The organism is Aminobacter sp. P4_D5 (assembly GCF_056401815.1).
Window position 1 is genome coordinate 1 of sequence record NZ_JBFUIP010000054.1, and the last position, 17580, is coordinate 17580.

The window sequence follows — 17580 nt, forward strand, 5'->3', positions numbered from 1 at the left end:
TGGCGCATGCGAGGCCTGCGCGACGGCAAAGGAAAAAAGGAAGATGCCGAGCACGATCAGATAGCCCGGATTGTTTTCGACAGGCAGCGCAAAATAGATGATTGCGGCGGCTGCCAGAATCTCCAGCGGGCCGATGATCAGCTGGCGCACGACGATGGGCAAAGCGGGATAGTGCAGGCGGAAGTTGCGAATGGCGAGCGGCTTGAGATGCAGCCAGCTGCCGAACACGTAAGCGACAACGAACAGCAGCATGGCGATGCCGAGTGCGATCCACCAGCCTTCGTGGCTGCCTTCGGTGTAGCGGTCGAGCAGGCCCGGTTCGAGCAGAATCACCGCGGCGCCAACAAACACGCTCGAGAGTACGAAGGTGAACCAGCAAATGCCGACCAGTATGCCCACTTCCTGGCCGGTGAGGCCCTTAGTGGCATAAGCACGATAGCGGATGACAGCGCCTGAAAACACCGATCCGCCAATATTGTGCGACACCGCATAGGTTGTGAAGGAGCAGACGGTGACGAAGAACCACGACACGCGCTTGCCGAGATGCAGCAGTGCCATGTGGTCGTAGCCGGCAAGGGCGGCATAGGCGACGATAGAACTGAGGGCCGAAAGCATCCATCCATGCGGGGGGATGGCGGTGAGGCCGCTCCAGACATCGTCGAGGGAGATTTCACGCCACTCGTGATAGAGCAGCCAGGCAGAAACGGCGACGGCGCCGAGCCCGATGACGGGCCAGATATAGTCCTTGATTCTCATGCGGCAGCGCTTGCCCGCTCCTTCCTGTCTGGCGTTTCAGTGCCTCGCGTTGGCTATGCGTCCGCTCGCATGTCCCTGATCGTCTTTCAGCTTTGCCTCATTGAAGCCGGCACTTCAACCCGAGCTGCGGTTTTCGATGCAAGTGGTCGGTCATGCGCAAAGGATGGGCCAAAATTCCGCACGAGCGGGCCTTGGTGAACTCGCCCAGCGCTGATACTCTGTTGGCAACACAAAATGATTGCGCCTGCAGCGTCCGAAACGGTTCGCGCGGCGCTAGAAGGAAGTTGCAAGGTGAAGGACCGCGATCCCGTCGCTGGTGCGTCGGATGCGGGTGTCTCCGGGAATGTTTCGTCGCCTCACGGCGCGGGCCGATCTCAAAAAGGCCGTAAGGCCGCCGCGCGACCGGTCAACGGTCACGGCAATGGGGACGCTGCGCAACACAATGGAAAGACCAGGAAAAGGCGCAAGCGCCGTCGCGGCCGCAAGGTATTTGCGCGCGATGGTGTTCAGTCCGGTGGCGCCCAGCCTGAGCCAGCCAGCCCGCAGGCGCCTGTTCGGCCAAGCGTTGCACCGATAAGGCCAAGCCTTGTCGCAAGGCAGGATCAGGCCGAACAGCCGCGTCGTGCGCCGACGTCGGAGCTGCCGGTTTTTGCCGCACTCGACCTCGGCACCAACAATTGCCGGCTGCTCGTGGCTGTGCCCGGCCGGCCCGGGCAGTTCCGGGTGATCGATGCCTTTTCGCGCATCGTGCGGCTCGGCGAGGGGCTCACGGCTTCAGGACGACTCGGCCAGGCGGCGATGGACCGCGCGGTCGAAGCGCTCAAGGTCTGCAGCGACAAGCTGCGCAACCGCAAGATCAAGAAGGCGCGGCTGATCGCGACCGAAGCCTGCCGTTCGGCAGAAAATGGTGCGGAGTTCATTGACCGCGTCGAACGCGAGGCTGGCCTGAAGCTCGAGATCATCGACCGCCAGACCGAGGCGCGGCTTGCCGTTTCCGGCTGTGGGTCGCTGGTCGAGCGCGACACCGATGGCGTGGTGCTGTTCGACATTGGCGGCGGCTCGTCGGAGATTGCGCTGATCGACGTCTCGCGCCACCGCTCGCCGCGCCTGGCGAATCACATCGTCTCGTGGACGTCGCTTCCGGTCGGGGTGGTTTCGCTCGCCGAGCGTTTTGGCGGCCGCACGGTGACGCGCGAGATCTTTGCCGCCATGGTCGAGGATGTTGCTGCACGTTTGCGCGCGTTTGACGGGCGCGACCGGCTCAGCCATATCGTGTCGAGCCCGAAGTTCCATTTGCTGGGAACGTCGGGCACGGTAACGACGCTTGCCGGCGTGCATCTCGAACTCGACCGCTACGACCGCCGCCGCGTCGATGGTCTGTGGATGGATGGCACAAGCGTCGACCAGATGGTCGAAAAGGTGCTCGGCTGGGACTTCAACCAGCGTGTGGCAAACCCTTGCATCGGCGCTGATCGGGCCGACCTTGTTTTGGCGGGCTGCGCCATCCTCGAGGCCATCCGCGCGGTGTGGCCGTCGGAGAGGCTGCGCGTCGCCGATCGCGGCTTGCGTGAAGGCATTTTGAGCGAATTGATGGCCGACGACGGCGTGTGGCGCCGCAACTGGCGGAACGGACAGCGTGTATGACCAAGAAACCGACAAAACCAGGAGTAGCGGCGGGCGCCACGCGCGTGCTCCGCACCAAGCTCAAGAAGAAGCGTGGGCTCAAGGAATCGTCGCGTCGCTGGCTCGAACGCCACATGAACGATCCTTACGTCCAGCGCTCCAAGGCTGATGGTTATCGCTCGCGCGCGGCCTTCAAGCTGATCGAGATCGACGACAAGCACCATCTGCTCAAGCCGGGCATGAAGATCATCGATCTGGGCGCTGCGCCCGGCGGCTGGTGCCAGGTGGCGGCTGCGCGCACCAACTCGACGGCGGAAAAACCGCATGTCGTCGGTATCGACTATCTCGAAATGGATCCGGTGCCTGGCGCACCGGTCCTGCTGATGGATTTTCTTGACGACGAGGCCCCGGCACGCCTGTCCGAGGCGCTCGGCGGCGCACCAGACCTTGTGCTGTCCGACATGGCGGCACCGACGACCGGGCATCGCCGCACCGACCATATCCGCACTATGCATCTGTGCGAGGTCGCCGCCGATTTCGCCATTTCGGTGCTCAAGCCTGGCGGCCACTTCCTGGCCAAGACGTTTCAGGGCGGAACGGAATCCGAGCTTTTAACCCTGCTCAAGAAGAATTTCCGCACCGTCCAGCACGTCAAGCCGCCGGCGTCGCGCGAAGAATCGGCAGAGCTTTATCTGCTCGCCAAGGACTTCAAGGGCAAAACCGAGCCGGACGTCTCATAGTTGCTGCGGCTCGTCTGCCGTATTGCGCGCCAAGCGGTGGCCGGAGATGGCCTTGCCGGCATCGGGCGCCAAACGCGCATACATGAGCGCCGGCAGCAGCGAAATGACGGCGACGGTCAGGAATGCAAAGGTGAAGCCCGCGCCGCCGATCGCCTGGCCGGTGGCCAGTGACCAGATCTCGAGCGCCCCGCCACCGATGGCCACGCCCAAAGCCACCGAAGTCTGCTGGGCGACTGCCGAGATTGCTGTTGCCTGGCCGCTCTGGGATGCCTCGATGTCGGCAAAGACCAGCGCGTTCGACGAGGTGAAAAACAGCGAGCGCAGGAAGCCGGCCAGGAAAAGCACCGACAGGATCGCCAGATAAGGCGTTTGCGGGGTGAACAGTGCGTTTGCGGCCATCAGGCCGGCCGACATGACCGACGCAACCACCAAAACGTTGCGAAAGCCCGCTGTCCTCAGGATCCTCGGCGCCACGAACTTCATCGATAGCGCACCTGCTGCGGTGGCGAAGGTAATCATGCCGGACTGGAACGGCGATAGGCCGAAACCGAGCTGAAACAGCAGCGGCAAAAGGAATGGAGCCGCGCCAACGCCGACGCGAAACAATGAGCCGCCGACGATGGCGGTGCGGAAAACCGGATTGGCGAAGAGTTTGAGGTCGAGCAGCGGGTAGGGCGCGCGGCGCGCGTGGCGGACATAAAGCAGGCCGGCGGCCACGCCGATGACGATGGTGATCGCGCCGACGGCCGGCGGCAGTGCCGGCAAGCTGACCACCGACAGGCCAAAGACCACGCCTGATGCAGCGATAGCCGACAGGAAGAAGCCGGGCACGTCGATCGGCCGTGTCGCTTCGGGCGGTATTTCGGGCAGGAAAATCCCCGACAGCCAGATGCCGATCACGCCGATCGGAATGTTGATCAGGAAGATCCAGTGCCAGGTAAAGAAGGTGGTGATGAAGCCGCCGACCGGTGGTCCGATCAATGGGCCGACGAGTGCCGGGATGGTCAGCGTCGCCATTGCCGCGACCAGTCCGCTCTTTTCCGTCGTGCGCACCAGAACGAGCCGCGCTACGGGCGTCATCATCGATCCGCCCATGCCTTGCAAGAAGCGGGCGAGCACGAACGCGCTCAGCGAGTCTGACATGGCGCAAGCGATGGAGCCCAGCATGAACACGGCGATTGCAACGCGGAAGACGAGCTTCGCGCCGAAACGGTCGGCCATCCACGAACTGATCGGGATGAAGATGGCGAGCGAAACCAGRTAGGCTGTCAGCGCAAGCTTGAGCGCAATGGGGCTGGTGCCGATGTCGGTGGCGATCGCCGGCAATGAGGTTGCGATGACCGTCGAGTCCATGTTCTCCATGAACAAGGCGACGGCAAGGATCAGCGGCGTGGTTCTATTCACGAAAGTGTCCGGCTTGAAGTCTGCAACAGCGGCCGCTGGCTCAGCCGTATCGGTGGGTTAGCATGGATATGCCTGCCTGTCCGCTGCCAGGACCTGCCGCTTCTCAAGGCCAGTCGGTTCGAACCACTAACCTCCCTCGCATAACGCAAGGTCTCGGCAATGCGTTCCCGCGGTGAACTGCGTCGATTGGCCTTCATCACGTGCTTTTCATCGAACCGAAGACGTGGTACCAGCCAGCGCCAATCCTGAAAGGGAAAAGACGAGTCGGCGCTGCATACCAATGGTTCCAGCGTCCTTTGACGCATTCCGAGGTTGGCCATGGCAAAAATCATTGAATCCTCCACCGGCGCGCTGGCGCTGACTTTTGACGACGTGCTATTGCAGCCCGGTCATTCCGAGGTCATGCCCGGCGAGACTGACGTCAGCACCCGTATCGCAGGTGACATCGATCTCAACATTCCGATCATTTCAGCCGCCATGGACACGGTGACGGAAGCGCGGCTTGCCATCGCCATGTCCCAGGCCGGCGGCATCGGGGTCATCCACCGCAACTTCACCCCGGCCGAACAGGCCGAGCAGGTCCGCCAGGTCAAGAAGTTCGAATCGGGCATGGTGGTCAACCCGGTTACCATCGGCCCTGACGCAACCCTGGCTGACGCACGCGCCCTGATGCGGGCGCATGGCATCTCCGGCATCCCGGTCGTCGAGAACGGTGGCAGCGGCGGTCAAAAGACCGGGCGCCTCGTCGGCATCCTGACCAACCGCGACGTGCGCTTTGCTTCCGACCCGGCGCAGAAGGTCTATGAATTGATGACGCGGGAGAACCTGATCACCGTCAAGGAGACGGTCGAGCAGGACGAAGCCAAGCGCCTCTTGCACCAGCACCGCATCGAAAAGCTGCTGGTCGTCGACAAGCACGGCAATTGCGTCGGCCTCATCACCGTCAAGGACATGGAGAAGTCGCAGCTCAACCCGAACGCGTCCAAGGACGGGCAGGGACGCCTGCGGGCAGCGGCTGCCACCAGCGTTGGCGATGACGGCTTCGAGCGTGCCGAGCGCCTGATAGACGCGGGCGTCGACCTGCTCGTCATCGACACTGCGCATGGCCATTCGCAGCGCGTGCTCGATGCCGTGGCCCGCGCCAAGAAGATCTCCAACTCCGTGCGCATCATGGCCGGCAACGTCGCCACTGCCGATGGCACCCGGGCCTTGATCGATGCTGGTGCGGACGCCGTCAAGGTTGGCATCGGACCGGGTTCGATCTGCACGACGCGCATCGTTGCCGGTGTGGGTGTACCCCAGCTCTCGGCCATCATGTCGGCGGTCGAGGCAGCGCAGAAGGCCGGCGTGACGGTCATCGCCGACGGCGGCATCAAATATTCGGGCGACCTGGCCAAGGCGCTCGCCGCTGGTGCTGGTGCTGCCATGATCGGCTCGTTGCTCGCCGGCACCGAAGAGAGCCCGGGCGAGGTCTATCTGCACCAGGGCCGTTCGTTCAAAGCCTATCGCGGCATGGGCTCGGTCGGTGCGATGGCGCGCGGCTCGGCTGACCGCTACTTCCAGGCCGAGGTKCGCGACACGCTCAAGCTGGTGCCTGAAGGCATTGAGGGCCAGGTGCCTTACAAGGGTCCCGTGGCCGGCGTGCTGCATCAGCTGGCGGGCGGCCTCAAGGCTGCGATGGGTTATGTCGGCGGGCGCGATCTTGCCGACTTCCGCGAGCGTGCCACTTTCGTGCGCATTTCCAATGCTGGCCTGCGCGAGAGCCACGCCCACGACGTGACCATCACCCGCGAAAGCCCGAATTACCCCGGCGGGGTGTGAGGCCAATGACCGTACGGCTGCGGCGTCACGCGGCGGCTCTGAGTTTTGCCACGGCGGTGGTGTTTGCCGCCATGGTCGCCTTGGAATTCCTCTATTTCCGCAGGCTGAGCGGTGGCTTGACCTCGCTCGACCTGCGGTTCTGGGGCTTTTCCGAGGCCGAGGGTTTCGCTTGGGTCGCAGCACTCGGGCGTCGGGGTGCCGAGATCATTCTTGTCTGGCACTACCTGACCCTCGATCTGGTCTTTCCAGCACTGCTTTCCCTGACGCTGGCCAGCTTGATCCTGAAAGCCGGTGAACGCCTGCCGCGCTTTGCTGCCCTAACTCCAACCATGCGTTCGGTCGCAGCGCTTGCGCTGGTGTTGCCCTATGCGATTGCCGACTACGCCCAGAACTTCGTTGTCGCGCGCATTCTCTCCGATCCGCCGGCGGCGGGGGCGAGGTCGATGTCACTGGCCTCGGGGTTGATCGTGACGAAGTTCGCGCTGGTAGCTATGCCAGTTGTCGTCCTCGGAGCTTTTTTGCTGGCCGGGCAGCGAAGCACGCACAGTTAGGCTCAAGCCATACTACTTAGAGCCTTATCGAAAACGCTGGACGCTTGTCGTTGTCGTTTGCCTCAATGAATTCGAGATAATGCGCGAGCACGCCACGCAGCGTATCTGTTTTGGGTTCGCGCGCGTCCGGCGCAGTCCCAGCAGCTTCGTGGCTGGCGATGCTTGTTTCCAGCCTCTGCCCAGGTTCGCTCTGCTCTTCGTATGTAGGCTTTTCTCTGGCGATGGAGATGTTCACGACTTCAGGGTCGGAAACCGCTTTCGATGAGGCCGCACTCTCGAGCCCGGTTAGTGCCTGAATGGCGGCTGCAGCCATTGCCGGACTGCTAGTGCCGTTCTCACTGCTTTCGTCCTGTCGTGCTTCTTTCAGGGCGTTTTCGACCTTCTCCGGTATGGCGGCGGCTTCCTCTAGTTTTTCCTTGGCCTCTGCCGCCTTGATGGCTTTCAGGTCTTCGGCAAGCGTTTCTTCGTCCACCACATCGATGGACGATTTGCCTTGGTCGGCGACCGTCTCCTCGACCGATTTGGGCCCGGAAGCGGCAGCCTCAAGCCGCTGAGTAACCTTGCCGCCGAGCTGACCCGCAAGTCCGCCCGACAATACGTCGTAGACCCTCTTGGCGGCGTCGCCTTCAGGCTCGACAAAGGCTTCAAACAGATCGGCGACGCTCATGCCGTCGAGGCGGAAGCCGACGGTGTCTTCGAGCAGCTTTCCGAGGTCTGGGTCCCGGGAAAGATATCCGGTGTCGAAGGTATCGTGGATCATCTTGGCGACAGCGCGGAAGGTGACTCCATTCTCACCAGGCTTCGGAATCGAAAAGTCGCGGTCGGAATTGACCTTGATGCTGTCGCGCAGTGCCTCGTCGCGCCATTCATTGCCAGCTTTGATGCCGTCCGCATCGCCGTCGCGGCCCAGTTTCAGCTTGCCGTTGAGATAGTCGACGGCCTTCTCGACGAGTGCAAACATTGCCTCCATCGGCGTGAGGCTGATGCCGAAATAGTGCTCGTTGATCGCCTGCATATTTTTGGCGGGTGCCGCTTGCCCTGGGGCATGCCAGGAACGGAATTTTCCTCGCGCGCCACGCGTTCCCGCATCAAGGTCGCTGACTGAATGACGGCGAGAGCAGGTTGGTAGCGATTGGCAATTGCGGGGAGCATTACACATTTCCCGTCGTTAGGAATATCGTGCCCCAATCTCAATCAGAACTTGTAAAGGCTCCATTAAGGCCAATCGAACGCAATACAGACTGTCATTTTATCTCAATTGTTTCTTCAAGGAAAAAGCCATGAACCAGACCGCCATTTTCTGGCCGATGCTCGCGCAAGTTCTTCTGGTCTACATCGTCTATGTGGTGCTCGGCATTCGCCGCAGAGAGGCGGTAGTCTCAGGCGAGGCGCGGGTCAGTCAGTTCAAGACACGCTCGGCCGAACCGGAATCGAGCGTCACGGTCGCCAACAACATCATCAACCAGTTTGAATTGCCGGTGCTGTTTTACGCCGCGTGCCTGTCGCTTTATGTGACCGAGGGCGCTTCCTACGTCAGCGTTGGGCTTGCCTGGCTGTTCGTTGCCACGCGTTGTGCCCACGCGTGGTTCCACCTGACTGCGAACCGGGTCACGATGCGCAGCCGCGCCTTCATTCTGGGGTGGCTGGTGCTCGGGCTGCTTTGGATCTGGTTTGCCTTGCACCTTGCCGGCGCGGTCTGAGCCGCGCCGATCAGGCCTGCGAGGCTTCGATCTCGAACACCGCGATCTTGCGCTTGTCGAAGCGAATGGCGATCTCGCCGCGCACCAGCTTCAGTGCTGTCTCGCCGAATACCGAGCGGCGCCAGCCCTGAAGGGCAGGGACGTCGGCGGCCTCGCCCTCGGCCGCGATGCGGTCGATGTCGTCGCCGGAAGCGAGCACCTTGGGGGCGACGCCTTCCTTCTCGGAGACCAGGCGCAAAAGCACCTTGAGCAGCTCTGCGGCGGCACTTGAGCCTTCCGGCGGCTGGAATGTCTTGGGCAGTTTGGGCATCTGATCGCGTGGCATGTCCAGCGCTGCGTTGACGACCGCCAGCAGAGCGGTTGCCGAAGACGAACGTTCCCAGCCCTTGGGTGTGGTCCGCAGCCGCGAAAGGGCTGTAGTATCGCGTGGCGCCTGCTGGGCCACCTCATAGATCGCATCGTCCTTGAGCACGCGCCCGCGCGGCACATTGCGCTCACGCGCCTCACGCTCGCGCCAGGCAGCGACCGCCTGGACGATGGCCAGTTCCTGTGGCTTGCGCAGCCGCATCTTGAGCCGCTTCCAGGCGTCTTCGGGGTGCGGGTCGTAGGTCTCGCGCGAGGTCAGCACCTCCATCTCTTCCTTGAGCCAGTCCGCGCGGCCTTCGCGCTCGAGCTCGGCGACGAGATGCTGATAGACGTCGATCAGGTGGGTCACGTCGGCCAGGGCGTAGTCGAGCTGCTTTTCCGATAGCGGCCGGTGGCGCCAGTCGGTGAAGCGCGACGACTTGTCGATGCGCCCGCCGGTGATCTTCTGGACGATCTGCTCGTATGAGACACTGTCACCGAAACCGCAGACCATCGCTGCAACCTGGGTGTCGAACACCGGGTGCGGGATCAGGCCGCCAAGATGGAAGACGATTTCGATGTCCTGCCGGGCGGCGTGGAAAACCTTGGTCACCGCCTCATTGGCCATCAGCGAAAAGAATGGCTTGAGATCGAGGCCGGGAGCGAGAGGATCGACCAACGCCGATACCCCCGGCGCTGCCATCTGGATCAGGCAGAGCTCGGGCCAGAAAGTGGTTTCGCGAATGAACTCGGTGTCTACCGTGACGAAGTTGGATTTTTCGAGAGCGGCAATGACGGTTTCGAGTTCGTCCTGGGTCGTTATTACATGCATAATATTGCTTTGTTCAGAACGCGTTATCTTTCCATTTCAGTCGGGCGACCTTTCGTCAAGGACCTGTAGCGCCAGCATGGAAAGTCTAGCCGGCGTCCGAGCCGTCGGTCGGCCCATTTTTACGGGCGAGGCGCGCGAAGATGGGCGATGTTCTCAGTAGTGCTATGAAGCGGCCGCGGTGGCCGGCAGGAACGGGCGAGCGCGATCCCATGCGGTAGACGATGACTGCCACGAACACGATGTAGACGGCAGCGCTGAAGCTGAATAGCGCATGCGGACCGTATCGCTCCATGACGATCGAGGCGACGAGCGGCCCAGCGATGGCGCCGACCGAATAAAACAGCATCAGGGCGGCGTTGATCAACACGAACTCGCCTTTTTCCGCCCGGTCATTGGCGTGTGCCGCCGACAGCGAATAAAGCGGCATGGCAAACGAGCCGAAGATGAAGACGAGCACGAAATTGGCCAGCGGCGAATTGCCGGCCAAAAAGACCAGCATGAGTGCCGAGGCCATTGCGCCAAATGTGGTGACCAGAAGCACCATCCGGCGATCCCACAGGTCAGACATGTAGCCGAGCGGATACTGGATGAGCGCGCCGCCGATGATGCCGACGCTGACGAAGGTGACGACGTCGGTGACCGACAGCCCGATCTGTTCGGCGTAGATCGGGCTCAGGGTACGGAAGGCGCTGTTGGTGATGCCGACGAAAATACAGCCGATGCTGCCGAGCGGCGAGATCAGCCACGCCCGCTTGAGGTCGAGCTTGACGTCTTCTGGCGGCGTTGGATTGGAACGATCGCCAAGCGACACCGGCACCAGCGACAGCGTGATCATGATCGACATGATGGCGAAGATGGTGAAGCCGCCCGCGCCAAAGACCGGGATCATGAACTGCGCGCCTGTCACCGAGCCGATATCGATGATGCGGTAAACGGCGAGCACTCGGGCGCGGTCATGATTCGAGACGCCGGAATTGAGCCAGCTCTCCATCACGGTGAAAAGCCCGGCGAAGCAGAAGCCTGTGGCAAAGCGGATCACCGACCACATCACCGGGTCGATGACGAGCACCAGCGTCAACGTGGCTGAGGCGGCGATTGCGGCAAGTGCCGCGAAGGCCCGGACGTGGCCTACGGCCTTCATGATGCGCGTGATGAAGATGCAGCCGAGCAGGAAGCCCATGAAATAGGCCGTACCCATCAACCCGATGGTCGACGCCGAAAAGCCTTCCTGCGCGCCGCGCAGCGCAATCAAGGTGCTTTGCAGGCCGTTGCCGCCCAACAGGATGCCGGCGGTGATCAGGAGCGGGATGAGGGGACGTATGGAGGACATCAGGCACGCGATACAAAAGTTGAGGTGGCTACAGTTTGCCTGATCGGTCAATGGCAGACAGCCACTGGTGCGACATATTCCGTCGACTGCGCCAACGTCGCCGCCGCGGAGGCGGTTAGCGTGCGCGCCGTCCGGCCGCTTGGCTGGAGCCTGTTGGCACGAACGAGGCCGCCGCAATGACGACATTGACCGTTAGCACCAGCATCGACGACGAGACCGCCGGTTTGATCGGCGACGGCTTGGATAAGTACAACTTCGATATCGCCGGACCGTACAACGAACAAGACATGTGGATCGTTGCGCGCGACGACGATGGACGGGCCATCGGTGGGCTCAAGGGGGTGTCCGAATATTCCTGGCTGTTTGTAGCTTGGCTGTGGATCTGCTTCGAGCACCGCAAGCAGGGACTTGGCGAGAAACTGCTGGCAAGGGCCGAAGAACAAGCCCGCCAGCGCGGCTGCATCGGCGTCTATCTCGATTCGTTTACGTTCCAGGCGCCGGACTTCTACAAACGCTTGGGATATGAGGAGTTCGGGCGCATCGAGGATTTCCCGCCGGGCCATTCCCGCGTCTGGTTGAAGAAAAGGCTCGAGCCATAAGGGCGAATACCCGGTCGCATCCCCGCCATCGCCGGCTTTACCTTGACAAAACCGGGCACCCATGCGCTTTTCGCGCCAAATTTCGGCCCGGGCGCATCGGACGCCCCGGCCGTATGACAACAGCCCGAACCGGAATATTTGCCATGCACCGTTACCGCAGCCACACCTGCGCTCAATTGAGGAAATCCGACGTCGGCTCGACCGTTCGCCTGTCCGGCTGGGTCCATCGCGTACGAGATCACGGCGGCTTGCTGTTCATCGACATGCGCGACCACTACGGCCTGACCCAGATCGTCGCCGATCCCGATTCGCCCGCCTTCAAGGTCGCCGAGACCGTGCGTGGCGAGTGGGTCATCCGCGTTGACGGTGAGGTCAAGGCGCGCATGGCAGACGCTGTTAACGGCAACCTGCCGACGGGTGAGATCGAGGTTTTCGCCAGCGAGATCGAAGTACTGTCGGCGTCCAAGGAACTGCCGCTGCCGGTGTTCGGCGAGCCGGAGTATCCTGAAGACATCCGTCTCAAGTACCGCTTCCTCGATCTGCGCCGCGAAACGCTGCACAAAAACATCGTGGCGCGCACCAAGATCATCGCCGAAATGCGCAAGCGCATGACCGACGAGGGCTTCACCGAATATTCGACGCCGATCCTGACGGCATCGTCGCCGGAAGGCGCWCGCGACTTCCTGGTGCCGTCGCGCATCCATCCGGGCAAGTTCTWYGCGYTGCCGCAGGCGCCGCAGCAGTACAAGCAGCTKWYGATGGTCGCGGGCTTYGACCGYTACTTCCAGATCGCSCCYTGCTTCCGCGACGAAGATCCGCGCGCTGACCGTCTGCCGGGCGAATTCTACCAGCTCGACCTCGAAATGAGCTTCGTCACCCAGGAAGACGTCTGGAACACGATGGAGCCGGTGATGCGCGGCGTGTTCGAGAAGTTTGCCGACGGCAAGCCGGTCACGCAGCAGTTCCGCCGCATTCCTTATGATACGGCGCTGCGCACCTACGGCAGCGACAAGCCCGACCTGCGCAATCCGATCGAGATCCAGGAAGTCACCARCCATTTCGACGGTTCGGGCTTCAAGGTGTTTGCAGGCATGATCGCCTCGAACCCGAAGGTCGAAGTCTGGGCGATCCCGGCCAAGACTGGTGGTTCGCGCGCGTTTTGCGACCGCATGAACTCCTGGGCGCAGGGCGAGGGCCAGCCGGGTCTCGGCTACATTTTCTGGCGCAAGGAAGGTGACAAGCTCGAAGGTGCCGGTCCCATCGCCAAGAATATCGGCGAAGAGCGTACCGAAGCGATTCGTCAGCAGCTTGGCCTGTCCGATGGCGATGCCGCATTCTTCGTTGCCGGCGATCCCAAGAAGTTCGTTTCGTTTGCCGGTGCAGCCCGCACCCGCGCCGGCGAGGAACTCAACCTCGTCGACCGCGAGCGTTTCGAGCTGTGCTGGATCATCGACTTCCCGTTCTACGAATGGCTGGAAGACGAAAAGAAGATCGATTTCGCCCACAATCCGTTCTCGATGCCTCAGGGCGGCCTGGAAGCGCTGAACGGCCAGGATCCGCTGACCATCAAGGCCTATCAGTACGACATGGTCTGCAACGGCTTCGAAATCGCGTCCGGTTCGATCCGCAATCAGCTGCCTGACCTGATGGTCAAGGCGTTCGAGCTGACCGGAAAGACACGCGAAGAGGTTGAAGAGCAGTTCGGTGGCCTCTACCGCGCCTTCCAGTATGGCGCACCTCCGCATGGCGGCATGGCTGCGGGCGTCGATCGCGTGATCATGTTGCTTGTCGGTGCAAAGAACCTGCGCGAAGTGACGCTGTTCCCGATGAACCAGCAGGCGCAGGACCTGCTGATGAACGCGCCCGCCGAGGCTTCGCCGCAGCAGCTGCGCGAGTTGTCGCTGCGCGTCGCGGTAGCTAAGAAAGAAGCTTAAGAAGTTCGCGCAAGCGACTCTTTCGACTCAGCAAAAAGCCCGGCATCGCTGCCGGGCTTTTTTCGTTTCAGGCCTTAGCCAGGATCAGTCTTGGTTGGCCGTGACCGTCAGGCCGAGCGTCTTGGGCAGGTCCTTGGGGTTCGACATGCCGCTTGCAGCCAAAAGCGCGAACGGAACCGGCGAGGCGGGCTTGGCGGCGATCTCGATCGACTTGGGGTTGTCGAGATAAGCGGTGACCGCCGTGGTGACCTGGGTCGCCAGCTCCGGATTGTTCAGTTCCATCATCAGGAACGGCACGATCGCCTTGGCCTGGTTGGCGATGTCCTTCGCCGTCATGTTCTGCTGCTTGGCGAGGAACTCGAGCACCTTGTTGGTCACCGAATCGTCATCGAAGCGAACGGTTGCGCCGTGGAAGGTGAGCTGCTGCATCAGGCCGAGCATGGCGAGGCCCTGAGCCGAGTTGTCCGTGCCTTCCGGCTGGGCGGCCATTTTCTTTTGCAGGTCCTGCACCGACTTGAGGAAATCGACAGTGTAACCGCCGAGATCAAAGGTCATGCCCAAGGTGCCGGCGTTGTCGACGGTGACGTCGTAGCTCGACAGCGCCATGCGGCCGTCGGTCGGCTGCCAGCTGCCTTCCATCTGGAAGTCGCCGCTGATGTTCTGGTAGCCGAGGGCTTCGATCGCTGCTTTCGACTGCGGGTCTTCGACAAGGGTCAGGTCAGCGGTGAACTTCTCGGCAGAACCGGTGAATTCCATGGCATTGCCATCGGCCGGAGGCGTAATTTCAGCTTGGAAGTTGGTCATCTGGAAGGCTTGCTTGTCGCCAACCTTGACACTGACATTGTCGAGAGTTGCGGTTTCGTACATCAAAAACGACGCGAGCAAGTCGGTTGAGTCCGTTGCCGGCAGCGTCACATTGCCGAGCGTCAGCGGGCTGATGTCGACCTTTGCCGTGCCTTCGGTGACGCTATAGGGCTCGGTGGTAATGGCCTCGATCTTGTAGCCGCGGTTTTCTTCGGTGATGCCGCTGAGCGTGACCTTGCCGATGGAAAGCGGCTTGCCTTCGCCGGCCATCGCGATGCTCGCCCCTTCGAGCACGGCATTGGAAGCGTCGCCAGTCACGCTGGTCCAGCCGAGCGTCATGTTCTGGGCCGCCAGTACGCTCTTCAGCCTTTCTGCGACCGCGGTTGCATCCTGGGCCAGTGCTGCATTGAGCGGAAGCGTAAAGAGAAAGGTCGATAGTGCGAGCTTGCTGAATGCAGAGCGGTATTGCGTCATCATGGTTCCCTGAGACTGTGAGGATTCGTTCACGCCTCTCCTGTCCGCCAGGAACTGGACTGGAAAAAGGCATTGCGGCGACATTGGCCGCAATTCGCGCGAAAAGGCAACCATTGGCGCGCAGTACACGCAAGAATGGTGAAGGGTTGGTTGTCCGGAACGGCAGCATTGCCTTGCAATCAAACTTGTTCGCATGCGGCACCGCGACACTCTTGCTTTCGCCGAATGCCCTTGTCGCGAATCACCCGTTCCGCTAGTCCAACCCCATGGGAAAAGCGCTTTTGCCGCCCGGAAACGGTAGCGGCGACAACATTGAACCGGTCGATCTGAAGAAGGCGCTCGAAGAGCGCTATCTGGCCTATGCGCTGTCGACCATCATGCACCGGGCATTGCCGGATGTGCGCGACGGACTGAAACCGGTCCATCGCCGCATCATGCACGCCATGCGGCTGCTCAGGCTCAATCCGGACCAGGGTTTTGCCAAATGCGCTCGCATCGTCGGCGAGGTCATGGGTAAGTTCCACCCGCATGGCGACCAGTCGATCTACGACGCGCTGGTGCGCCTCGCGCAGGATTTTTCGGTCCGCTATCCGCTCGTCGASGGGCAGGGCAAYTTCGGCAATATCGACGGCGATARYGCCGCSGCCATGCGYTACACSGAAGCGCGCATGACCGAAGTGTCGGTCTCGCTGCTCGAAGGCATCACCGAGGATGCCGTCGACTACCGCCCGACCTACAATGAAGAGGACGAAGAACCTGTCGTTCTGCCGGGTGCGTTTCCCAATCTACTCGCCAATGGTTCGTCGGGCATCGCAGTTGGCATGGCGACGTCGATCCCGCCGCACAACGCAGCCGAGCTGTGCAGTGCAGCCCTGTATCTTATCGACAATCCGGACGCTTCCGTCACTGACTTGATGACTTCCCCAGGTGAATGGGAGCGCATCAAGGACGATCCCGAACTGCGCCTGGCCTGCAAGGTGCGCGGTCCCGATCTGCCCACTGGCGGCAGCATCGACGACGACTGGGCCTCCATCGTCAACGCCTACGAGACGGGGCGTGGCGGCTTTCGCATGCGTGCCACGTGGCAGCAGGAAGACCAGGGCAGGGGCACCTGGAACCTCGTCGTCACCGAAATTCCCTATGGCGTGCAGAAGTCGCGGCTGATCGAAAAGATCGCCGAGCTCTTGATCGCCCGTAAATTGCCGCTGCTTGAGGATATCCGCGACGAGAGTGCCGAAGACATCCGTGTCGTTCTGGTGCCCAAGAGCCGTACTGTCGATCCGGGCCTGTTGATGGAATCGCTGTTCAAGCTCACCGAGCTCGAAAGCCGCTTCCCGCTCAACATGAACGTGCTGTCGCGCGGCAAGGTGCCGAACGTGCTGTCGCTCAAGAGCGTGCTGCGCGAATGGCTGGATCACCGCCGCGAGGTGCTGGTTCGCCGCTCGAAGTTCCGTCTCGGCGAGATTGAAAAGCGCCTTGAAATCCTTGGCGGCTACCTGATCGCCTACCTCAATATCGATGAGGTGATCCGTATCATCCGCGAGGAGGATGAGCCCAAGCGCACAATGATGGCGCGCTGGGGCCTGACGGACAATCAGGCCGAAGCCATCCTCAACATGCGCCTGCGGGCGTTGCGCAAGCTCGAAGAGTTCGAAATCCGCAAGGAATTCGACGCGCTGAGCACTGAAAAGAGCCAGATCGAAGCGTTGCTGGCGTCAGACGCCAAGCAGTGGGCGACCATCAAGTGGGAAGTGAGCGAGGTCCGCAGGCACTATGGTCCCGACACCAAGCTTGGCCGTCGCCGCACCGTTTTCGCCGAAGCGCCCGACCACGACCTGACCGATATCGCGCACGCCATGATCGAGAAGGAGCCGGTGACGGTTGTCGTCTCGGAAAAGGGCTGGCTGCGGGCGATGAAGGGCCATCTCGCCGACTATTCGCTGCTCACCTTCAAGGAAGGCGACAGCCTCAAGCTCGCTTTCCACGCCCAGACCACCGACAAGATCCTGGTCTTCACCACTGGCGGCAAGTTCTACACCATCGGTGCCGATCGCTTGCCGGGCGGGCGTGGCCATGGCGAACCGATCCGTATCATCGTCGATATGGACAATGATCAGGACATCGTCACCGCCTTTGTCCATGAGCCCAAGCGCAAGCTGCTGCTCGTCTCCCATGAGGGCAATGGTTTTGTCGTTGTCGAAGAAGAGGTCGTCGCCAACACCCGCAAGGGCAAGCAGGTGATGAACGTCAAGTCGCCCGACGAAGCCAAGCGCTGCATACCGCTTGTGGGCGACCATCTCGCCATCGTCGGCGAAAACCGCAAGATGCTGGTCTTCCCGCTTGAGCAGATCCCCGAGATGACGCGCGGCAAGGGCGTCAGGCTGCAGAAGTACAAGGACGGCGGCGTGCTCGACATGAAGCCCTTCACGATGGAAAACGGTCTCAGCTGGCTGGACTCAGCCGAACGCACCTTCACCCGGTCACGCGAGGAGTTGCTCGAATGGATCGGCACGCGTGCCACAGCTGGACGGATGGTGCCCAAGGGTTTTCCGCGCACTGGACGCTTTGGCTAAGGGCGAAAAAATGACGCATTGAGCGGGTGCGGTGCGGCAAAGTTTTCGTGCGCGGCACCGCAATAGCCTCTATGATCTCCTCATCGGCTGCGAA

At 61.7% G+C, this 17580-nt stretch carries 14 protein-coding genes; 8 read left to right on the plus strand and 6 right to left on the minus strand.

Annotated features, from left to right (window positions below; genetic code table 11):
• Nucleotides 1-756: lysylphosphatidylglycerol synthase transmembrane domain-containing protein (locus tag AC1DWF_RS13950; RefSeq protein WP_476841780.1), on the minus strand; the 756-nt coding region annotated here is incomplete at its 3' end.
• A 291-nt stretch (nucleotides 757-1047) separates the two neighbouring features.
• Between AC1DWF_RS13950 and AC1DWF_RS13955 the strand changes: the two genes are divergently transcribed.
• Nucleotides 1048-2400 carry a Ppx/GppA phosphatase family protein gene (locus AC1DWF_RS13955; protein ID WP_476788633.1) on the plus strand — a complete coding sequence of 451 codons (1353 nt, stop codon included), beginning with the start codon at nucleotides 1048-1050 and terminating at the stop codon, nucleotides 2398-2400.
• Complete coding sequence (locus tag AC1DWF_RS13960) at nucleotides 2397-3119, plus strand: RlmE family RNA methyltransferase (RefSeq protein ID WP_476788634.1); 723 nt, start codon at nucleotides 2397-2399, stop codon at nucleotides 3117-3119. Before AC1DWF_RS13955 ends, AC1DWF_RS13960 begins: the two co-directional genes overlap by 4 nt.
• Here the strand turns inward: AC1DWF_RS13960 and AC1DWF_RS13965 are convergent.
• Nucleotides 3114-4523, minus strand: a complete 1410-nt coding sequence (locus tag AC1DWF_RS13965) for an MFS transporter (RefSeq protein WP_476783369.1) — start codon at nucleotides 4521-4523, stop codon at nucleotides 3114-3116. The genes AC1DWF_RS13960 and AC1DWF_RS13965 overlap by 6 nt on opposite strands.
• A 318-nt stretch (nucleotides 4524-4841) precedes the next feature.
• Here AC1DWF_RS13965 and guaB point away from each other — a divergent pair, with 318 nt between their 5' ends.
• Both guaB and AC1DWF_RS13975 read left to right on the plus strand, forming a co-directional pair.
• The gene (guaB, locus tag AC1DWF_RS13970; RefSeq protein WP_476783370.1) at nucleotides 4842-6344 is read left to right on the plus strand and encodes an IMP dehydrogenase; all 1503 of its coding nucleotides are present in this window, start codon (nucleotides 4842-4844) and stop codon (nucleotides 6342-6344) included.
• 5 nt (nucleotides 6345-6349) lie between these two features.
• Nucleotides 6350-6895, plus strand: a complete 546-nt coding sequence (locus AC1DWF_RS13975; protein WP_476783371.1) for a hypothetical protein — start codon at nucleotides 6350-6352, stop codon at nucleotides 6893-6895.
• Between the two features lie 16 nt (nucleotides 6896-6911).
• Here AC1DWF_RS13975 and AC1DWF_RS13980 read toward each other — a convergent pair whose 3' ends face one another.
• The gene (locus AC1DWF_RS13980; protein ID WP_476804465.1) at nucleotides 6912-7910 is read right to left on the minus strand and encodes a hypothetical protein; all 999 of its coding nucleotides are present in this window, start codon (nucleotides 7908-7910) and stop codon (nucleotides 6912-6914) included.
• A 265-nt stretch (nucleotides 7911-8175) separates the two neighbouring features.
• Here AC1DWF_RS13980 and AC1DWF_RS13985 point away from each other — a divergent pair, with 265 nt between their 5' ends.
• Nucleotides 8176-8595, plus strand: coding sequence for an MAPEG family protein (locus AC1DWF_RS13985; protein WP_476783373.1), 420 nt, complete (start codon nucleotides 8176-8178; stop codon nucleotides 8593-8595).
• Between the two features lie 10 nt (nucleotides 8596-8605).
• Here AC1DWF_RS13985 and rnd read toward each other — a convergent pair whose 3' ends face one another.
• Nucleotides 8606-9772: a ribonuclease D gene (gene rnd, locus AC1DWF_RS13990; RefSeq protein ID WP_476783374.1), complete on the minus strand. Its 1167-nt coding sequence runs from the start codon at nucleotides 9770-9772 to the stop codon at nucleotides 8606-8608.
• Nucleotides 9773-9857: 85 nt separating this feature from the next.
• Complete coding sequence (locus AC1DWF_RS13995; protein ID WP_476783375.1) at nucleotides 9858-11102, minus strand: MFS transporter; 1245 nt, start codon at nucleotides 11100-11102, stop codon at nucleotides 9858-9860.
• Nucleotides 11103-11278: 176 nt separating this feature from the next.
• On the opposite strand from AC1DWF_RS13995, the gene AC1DWF_RS14000 reads away from it, so the two are divergent.
• Both AC1DWF_RS14000 and aspS read left to right on the plus strand, forming a co-directional pair.
• The gene (locus AC1DWF_RS14000; protein WP_476783376.1) at nucleotides 11279-11701 is read left to right on the plus strand and encodes a GNAT family N-acetyltransferase; all 423 of its coding nucleotides are present in this window, start codon (nucleotides 11279-11281) and stop codon (nucleotides 11699-11701) included.
• A gap of 143 nt (nucleotides 11702-11844) precedes the next feature.
• Nucleotides 11845-13635: an aspartate--tRNA ligase gene (aspS, locus tag AC1DWF_RS14005; protein WP_476841781.1), complete on the plus strand. Its 1791-nt coding sequence runs from the start codon at nucleotides 11845-11847 to the stop codon at nucleotides 13633-13635.
• 84 nt (nucleotides 13636-13719) lie between these two features.
• Here aspS and AC1DWF_RS14010 read toward each other — a convergent pair whose 3' ends face one another.
• Nucleotides 13720-14913, minus strand: a complete 1194-nt coding sequence (locus AC1DWF_RS14010; protein ID WP_476783379.1) for a hypothetical protein — start codon at nucleotides 14911-14913, stop codon at nucleotides 13720-13722.
• A 266-nt stretch (nucleotides 14914-15179) separates the two neighbouring features.
• Here AC1DWF_RS14010 and parC point away from each other — a divergent pair, with 266 nt between their 5' ends.
• A complete protein-coding gene (gene parC, locus AC1DWF_RS14015) occupies nucleotides 15180-17486 on the plus strand; it encodes a DNA topoisomerase IV subunit A (RefSeq protein WP_476841782.1) in 2307 nt (768 codons plus the stop codon).
• Nucleotides 17487-17580 lie beyond the last annotated feature (94 nt).